This window comes from Aquiflexum sp., assembly GCF_041751335.1.
GTDB lineage: Bacteria > Bacteroidota > Bacteroidia > Cytophagales > Cyclobacteriaceae > Aquiflexum.
In genome coordinates, this window is sequence record NZ_JBGSXS010000355.1 from 1 (window position 1) to 5,750 (window position 5,750).

Consider the following 5,750-nt stretch of genomic DNA (forward strand, 5'->3'; position numbering starts at 1 on the left):
ATACCGTTTTCAGCAAGATAAAATACACCTGTACCAGTCGGAGGGGAAGTAGGTGTGGAGTCATCCGTATCGCAACTAAATATAAATGAAACAAAAATTAAAAATCGGACAGTGCGAAATGTCGAGGGTATATGTTTAGATTTCATAAAATTGGGATTTTGGGAGAACCCTAAAAACTACACAATATGATAAAAGATTTTAAAGAAATCTATACACAGTAAACAACTTTTACAACAATTCCAACAACTAAAAATTTAACTTATAGCCTACCCCCTATTCCTACTATCAATTATGATCGTAACAGGTCCGTCGTTAACTAATGCGACTTTCATATCTGCACCGAATTCCCCGGTTTGAATTGGTTTTCCAAGTTCTGATTCAAGGGTTTTGATAAAACGTTCATATAGAGGGATGGCAATTTCGGGTTTGGCGGCTTTGATGTAGGAGGGCCTGTTTCCTTTTTTTGTACTTGCATGGAGGGTAAACTGGGAAATCAATAATATACCTCCATCAGTTTCCAAAAGACTTTTATTCATTACGCCATTTTCATCAGGAAATATCCTAAGATTAACGGTTTTCTTGCTCAACCACGCGATATCCTCAGTACCATCTGCTTCTTCAATACCCAATAGCACCATCAAACCTTCTCCTATTTGGCCGCAGATGATACCGTCTATTTTTACAGAGGACTCCGATACTCTTTGAATGACTGCAATCATAATTAAAAGTTCTGCATTTCTTTGGAGGATATGACCTCTGCTTTAACTGATTTGCTTTTGTTGGCATGACCAATCATGGCTTTTGCTACCTGATGGTCATAGATCGGTCTGTATTTTTTTGCCAATTTCAGCCATATCAAGGGCTTGGTGACAATTTTGGCCACTTCTTCACCAAACCTGAACTCATTTCGGTTTCCTAACAAAAGAGATGGTTCAAAAAGACCCAAATATTCAAAAGGAATTACCTTCAGATCTTCTTCCACTTCTCCTTTGACCTTGTTGTAAAATACAGATGATTGTGGATCTGCACCCATTGCACTGACATAGAGAAAACGGCTGACTCCCAATTCCTTCACCCATCTCGAAAAGTTCATCACGTAATCATGGTCTATTTCATAAAATTTATCCTTTGAACCTGCAGTCTTGATGGTGGTTCCCAACGAACAAAAAGCATGCATCTCTACAGATTTGGAATTGATAGCATCGATCAAAGTAAAATTTTCTCCACCAAGGTCTTCTTCCCTCAGTTTTTCTTCAAGATTCCAATTTCGAATATTCTTGAAATCACCTTCAACTTGTACCAATTTCTGATGCTTCAAGGCCAGTTTACGACGTCCGACAGAAATTATGTTGTCATATGAGGTGTCCTGTAACAGTTGGTGCAACAGCTGCATACCTACCAATCCTGAGGTACCTGCAAGAAATGCTATTTTTTTCATAAGGGATAAAGAAAGGTTAAATCATTCAAACCAAAAAATTATTGCAGTCCCCCTTTTGTTTTTTCCCAATCCAAAAAGGCATCCACTTCATGTTTTACAGAATTGAAAATTGCAATTAATACCGATATATCATCTGCATATCCTATCAAAGGTAGAAAATCAGGTATGATATCCATGGGCATCACAAAATACACCAACCCCAAAACAATCAGGCCTAAAGTTTTGGCAGAAACTTTAAACATACCATTTCGATGTGCTTGAACCATTCTTTTGAAGACCATAATCGGTTCTAAAGCTGCCTGTACGGTAGGATTATGCGAAACAGCATTCAACCGCTCCCCGACTTTCAACAAAAGTTTTTTGAGTCTACCATCCTCTCCTGCAATCTTTTCTGCTTTGGACAGGTACAGGATTTTTGCTTTTCCAAAGAAATCCACTGTTTTTTCCCTTAATGAGGCCATGGCTTAATTAATAATAGATTCTGATTTCAGATTTGACTTCTTTCAACGCCATTTGAATGGCATCATTTTTTTGCTCAAGGGTAATTTGAAAGATTCTTTTGGCAAGGTCTAAGCCCCTTGCATTTTCATTCATATCCTGCATGGCGGTATTCACTATCGTCACTACACTCTCCATTGCCCTTCTCACACCTTCCCAGGTTTCGTCTGAGAAATAAACCTGTTGAGAAAGGTTATGATTAAACTCTTCCCTTATCTCCAATAGCAATTGACTGTATAGTTCACGGGCAGAATATTCGGGATTATTCACCCTTCGGATCAAGTTGTTGGGAGTAATTCTTTCCAATAACAAGCAAAGCCTCTCCCCTGCCTGTAGCCTAATTGGCAAGACGGTTTGCGTATTTTGGGTTTTGAGGTCGACAATCATTTTCTCTCTTTCTTTTTTAAGGAAAGACATAATGGTCAGGTACATACCATAAATGACCAATCCAGCAGGTAAAACAATCTTAAGTAAATCGGCTATATACTCCATAGTCTGTCTTTAATTTGCTTCGAATATCCGAAATTTGAACTTCATAACGAAAAATAGAATTAAAAAGGCATGTTGATACCCATAAAAATCACGCAGAAAGCCCAAGAGGAAATCAAGATCATCATGGCTACCAAAAATATCCCTAAAGATTATTCATTGAGGGTGGGCGTAAAAGGCGGTGGCTGTGGCGGAATGTCCTATTTGTTGGGCTTTGACAAACCCAAGGAAGGAGACCAACATTTTGTCATTGAAAATATCCCTGTATTGATCGAAAAAAAACATTATATGTTTCTGATGGGCATGCTGGTGGATTTTTACGAAGGGGCCGATACCAGAGGCTTTACCTTTGTCAACCCCGACTTACCCAAAAGGCATGATGGGTAGAGATTGCAACTTCTCACGAAGGACTAATCAAATTATCAAAGTTTTTCAAATGCTCCCAGCAATGACATGACGTAGGAAGCATCTCACGAGGGTCCGCAAATGATTAAAATAAACATAAATAGGACCTCAGGAGATTCTTCGTACCTACCAATGACATAATTCGGAGCGACCCGTCACCCTGATCCCCCCGATAGCTATCGGGGCTATCGGGAGAAGCATCTCACGAGGATCAGGAAATGTATTATAAAACATAAATAGGACCGCTGGAGATTCTTCGTACCTACCAATGACGTAAATCGGAGCCGTCACTCTGACGTAGGAAAGCCTGCCCCGATGCTTTCGGGGAGTCTCTACCCTAAGGCTTGGAGATCCTTCACCTCGTACCTCGGATTCAGGATGACGATCAACAAAATGTAATTCCTTTTCTGAACATTTTAAAAATATTGGGGACTCGGGATGACGAGAAACCTGATGTCATTACCTATTTTGAACATTTTCAGAATGTTGGGTACTCGAAATGATAAGGAGAGCCAAATAACAAAATTGACCCAAAACCACATTCAAAACCATAAATGCCCAACAACCTTCAACCCCTCACCTTCTCTATCAACTTCTCTGCACACCTTTCCCCATCCATGGCCGCTGAAACAATTCCACCTGCATAACCTGCACCCTCAGCGCAAGGAAATAGGCCTTTAATGATAGGATGTTCGAAAGTCTCTTTATCTCTTGGAATCCTTACGGGAGAGGAAGTTCTGCTTTCGACTCCGATGATTTGGGCTTCATTGGTGAGATAACCTTTCATCTTTTGTCCAAAAGCAGTTAATCCCTGTTTCAATCTTTGGGCAATAAATTCAGGTAAAACTTCATGCATATCTACAGACAATAAACCAGGCTGATAGGAGGTTTCAATTAGACTTTTGCTTGTTTTTCCTTGGGTGAAGTCCACCATTCTTTGGGCAGGTGCCGTCTGGGTCTCCCCACCTGCTTTCCAAGCCCTTTGTTCCACTTCATCCTGAAACATCATGGCTGCCAAGGGCCCATACTTCTGATATTGAGGGAGATCTTCCAACTCAACTGCCACCACCATTCCTGAATTGGCAAATTTGCTGTCCCTCCTGCTTGGGCTCATACCATTCACTACAATTTCCCCTGGTGAAGTAGCTGCTGGTACAATAAAGCCTCCCGGGCACATGCAAAAAGAAAATACACCTCGCTGTTTTCCCTGATACATGGTCTGATGAACCAATGAATAAGAAGAAGCGGGCAAATAAGGCCCCCTATCCACCTCACAATTGTATTGTATCCTGTCAATCAAGGATTGGGCATGCTCAATCCTTACACCCAAGGCAAAGGGTTTGGCTTCAATCAGAATCTTTTTTTTGTGCAACAAATGAAAAATATCCCTTGCCGAATGTCCTGTAGCCAGAATTACTCCAAGGCCTAATATCTTTTCCCCATCATGCGTAATAACTCCTTTGATTTCATTGGACTCTAAAATCAGGTCAGTCACTTTGGTTTCAAAAAGCACTTCTCCCCCCGCCTGAAGAATACTTTCCCTAAGCTCTGCTACTAATTTTGGGAGTTTATTGGTGCCGATGTGGGGATGGGCGTCAACCAATCTTTCTTCTGTTGCCCCATGGGAAACCAATATTTCCATGATTCGGCGGATATCTCCACGTTTTTTGGATCGAGTGTATAATTTACCATCCGAATAAGTCCCCGCCCCACCTTCACCAAAGCAATAATTGGATTCAGGATTGACGATATGTTCCTTATTGATCGCTGCAATGTCACGCCTCCTGGCCCGCACATCTTTCCCCCTTTCAATCACAATGGGCTTTATGCCCAATTCAATGGCCCTCAACGCCGCAAACATTCCCGCAGGACCTGCGCCAACAATAATAATAGGATCAGCATTGCTGACATTTTGATAAACTTTTGGAGAAGTAATAAAAGGAGTTGGTGGTTCTTTGATAAAAACTTCTGCAGTCACATTGACTTTGATCTGCCTTCCACGGGCATCAATAGACCTTTTTACCTGTCTTGCAACAGCATCTGGGTCATGGGGCTTCAACCCTAATCTCTTCAATGCCACTTCCTGAAAAATCTCCTCATCAAACGCTTCCTGGGGAGTTAATTGTAATTGTATTTCTTTTTTCATCGTGTAAGGTTTTTATCCTTAAAATTGAGACGCTTGTCCGCCGTGGCGGATGAGACATAAGATGTTAGAAGCGAGAAGCGAGAGTCGAGAGATTGGAAACAAGAACCAATGCCTGTCCCGAGCATCGGGAAGCCAAGAATCAAGATTTCTTTCCCTGTAGCCATCGGGACCGAAATGACAAGGAAAGGCCATTGACACAATTGAACCAAAAACTTGGTGGAAGAGGAGTAAAAAACATATCCTTGTCACTTCGATCCCGACAACAGTACGGGAGAGAAGTCTTTTTCCCAAGTCGGGAACAGATTTCTCTCTACGTTCGAAATGACAAAGGAGAGGCCATTGACACAATTGAACGAAGATCATCTTATCCAATCTCTTTTTTCTTAGCTTCTGGTTCTCGCATCTCGCCTCCCGCTTCTCGCTTCTCCCTTCTTGGTACTTGGTTCATTGTACTTTGTACTCCCATCAATCCTCCCCAAACACTTCCCTCACCACCCAACCTTTCCCCCAATCATCTCTTTCTTTTTCAGTCCATAATTCAGGATAAAAGATGACTTTTTGAAAACGGGGTGGTAGGTACTTTTGCCAATTCGTACCTCCGGTGGCTGCTATGTCAACCGGGTCTCTTTGGAGATAGCGGACGGCTGATTTGTAATGGGCTAATGGCCAGAATACATTGGCTTTAAGGTCAAAATCCTTCATCAACTTGGTCAGTTCATCGTCTTTTTCCGTGCAGGAAAGGTATTTCTGCCAAATGTTATTCGATCTGTAATT

Annotated in this window: 6 protein-coding genes and 1 pseudogene; 1 reads left to right on the top strand and 6 read right to left on the bottom strand. The window is 41.5% G+C overall.

The window, feature by feature from the left end; all coding sequences use genetic code 11:
* Positions 1–266: 266 nt before the first annotated feature.
* From dtd to ACEW8U_RS19545, 4 genes are read right to left on the bottom strand one after another with little or no spacing between them, the layout of a single operon-like run.
* Positions 267–719: a D-aminoacyl-tRNA deacylase gene (dtd, locus tag ACEW8U_RS19530; RefSeq protein WP_373523741.1), complete on the bottom strand. Its 453-nt coding sequence runs from the start codon at positions 717–719 to the stop codon at positions 267–269.
* 2 nt (positions 720–721) lie between these two features.
* Complete coding sequence (locus tag ACEW8U_RS19535; RefSeq protein WP_373523742.1) at positions 722–1,438, bottom strand: NAD-dependent epimerase/dehydratase family protein; 717 nt, start codon at positions 1,436–1,438, stop codon at positions 722–724.
* A gap of 38 nt (positions 1,439–1,476) precedes the next feature.
* The gene (locus ACEW8U_RS19540) at positions 1,477–1,899 is read right to left on the bottom strand and encodes a YkvA family protein (protein ID WP_373523743.1); all 423 of its coding nucleotides are present in this window, start codon (positions 1,897–1,899) and stop codon (positions 1,477–1,479) included.
* Between the two features lie 7 nt (positions 1,900–1,906).
* Entirely contained in the window at positions 1,907–2,428 is a 522-nt protein-coding gene (locus ACEW8U_RS19545; protein WP_373523744.1) for a hypothetical protein, read from the bottom strand.
* Between the two features lie 69 nt (positions 2,429–2,497).
* Here ACEW8U_RS19545 and ACEW8U_RS19550 point away from each other — a divergent pair, with 69 nt between their 5' ends.
* Positions 2,498–2,812, top strand: coding sequence for a HesB/IscA family protein (locus ACEW8U_RS19550; RefSeq protein ID WP_373523745.1), 315 nt, complete (start codon positions 2,498–2,500; stop codon positions 2,810–2,812).
* Between the two features lie 586 nt (positions 2,813–3,398).
* Here the strand turns inward: ACEW8U_RS19550 and ACEW8U_RS19555 are convergent.
* Positions 3,399–4,976, bottom strand: coding sequence for an FAD-dependent protein (locus ACEW8U_RS19555; RefSeq protein WP_373523746.1), 1,578 nt, complete (start codon positions 4,974–4,976; stop codon positions 3,399–3,401).
* 465 nt (positions 4,977–5,441) lie between these two features.
* Positions 5,442–5,750: pseudogene (locus ACEW8U_RS19560) on the bottom strand (tryptophan 2,3-dioxygenase); the annotation flags it as partial.